The following is a 1,462-nucleotide window of genomic DNA, read 5'->3' as shown; positions in this document are numbered from 1 at the left end:
TCAGGCAGCGGCCCGCTTCCTCGGTGTAGCCGGTTTTCGACAGGCCGATGTCCCAGCCTTTGGCGCCAACCAGGCGGTTGGTGTTGTGGTACTCGACGTTGCGGCCTTTGACGTTGATGACTTCCTTGCTGTCCGTGGTGATGCGGCGGATTTCAGGGTAGTTGCCGGCGGCGGTCGCCATCTTGATCAGGTCAGCGGCGGTCGACGTGTTCTGCGGCGACAGGCCGGTCGGCTCGTCGATGGTGGTGCTGGTCATGCCCAGCGCCTTGATCTTGGCGTGCACGGCGGCCGTGAAGGCGGTCGGGCCGCCCGGATAGGTGCGGGCCAGCGAGGCGGCGGCGCGGTTATCCGAAGACATCAGGGCCAGTTGCAGCACTTCGCCGCGCGACAGCTTGGCGCCGACCGGAACGCGGGACATGCTGTGCTTGAGCATGTCGACGTCTTCCTTGTCGATGCTGATTTCCTCGTCCATGTCGAGCTTGGAATCCAGCACGACCATGGCGGTCATCAGTTTGGTCAGGGAGGCGATGGGAACGACGGTGTTGGCGTTCTTTTCGACCAGAACCTTGCCGGTCTCATCCTCAACGACGAGCACGGATTGCGAGCCCAGGGAGGGCGCGGCAAATGCGGCTGCGGAGGTCGACATCAGCAAGATGGCGGTTAATTTTTTGATCATGGCGTTGGGAAACTTTTAACGGACTTGGATGATAATCTTAAAGTGAATTCTAGTCCAGCTAAGGCTGCCAGAGCTTAAGTAGCACGAAAAAAGGAGGCCGCAGCCCCCTTTGTGTTGTAAACCCACCGCGAAAACAGGTGTCAGGCACGATGTGCCTGACACCAGCTTCTGCCTTGGGTCTTATTTGCTTGCGTAGATCTTGTCGAATTCACCACCATCATCGAAGTGGCGCTTCTGGGCCGCGCGCCAGCCGCCGAAGACATCATCCACGGTGAACAGGCTGATCGGCTTGAAGTTGGCGGCGTATTTCTTGGCGATGGCTTCCGAGCGTGGACGCAGGTAGTGCTTGGCGATGATTTCCTGGCCTGCATCCGAGTACAGGAAGTTCAGGTAGGCAGTGGCCTGCTTGCGGATACCGCGCTTGTCCACGACCTTGTCGACCACGGCAACCGGGTTCTCGGCCACGATGGAGATCGACGGGTAGACCACTTCAAAGTTGTCGCCGAATTCCGCGCGCACCAGGTTCACTTCGTTTTCGAAGGTCACCAGCACGTCGCCGATCTGGCGCTGGGTGAAAGTGGTGGTGGCGGCGCGGCCGCCGGCGTCCAGGATCGGCACGTTCTTGAAGATCCTGGTCACCAGCTCGCGCGCCTGGGCTTCGTTGCCGCCTTTCTTGATGACGGAACCCCAGGCGGCCAGGTAAGTGTAGCGGCCGTTGCCGGCGGTTTTCGGATTCGGGATCACGACGGCCACGCCCGGCTTGGCGAGGTCGGCCCAGTCCTTGAT

2 protein-coding genes are annotated in these 1,462 nt (G+C 60.6%); both read right to left on the bottom strand.

Annotated features, from left to right (window positions below):
- Positions 1 to 676, bottom strand: a 676-nt coding sequence (locus AB4Z11_RS31575; protein WP_442030109.1) for a serine hydrolase, incomplete at its 3' end; no start/stop codon positions are given.
- Between the two features lie 180 nt (positions 677 to 856).
- The coding region (locus tag AB4Z11_RS31570; RefSeq protein WP_442030107.1) for a sulfate ABC transporter substrate-binding protein at positions 857 to 1,462 on the bottom strand (606 nt) is incomplete at its 5' end.

Source organism: Pseudoduganella sp. RAF53_2 (assembly GCF_052113985.1).
In the GTDB taxonomy this organism is placed as follows: Bacteria; Pseudomonadota; Gammaproteobacteria; order Burkholderiales; family Burkholderiaceae_D; genus Rugamonas.
This window is presented reverse-complemented; position numbering and strand designations above follow the sequence as displayed.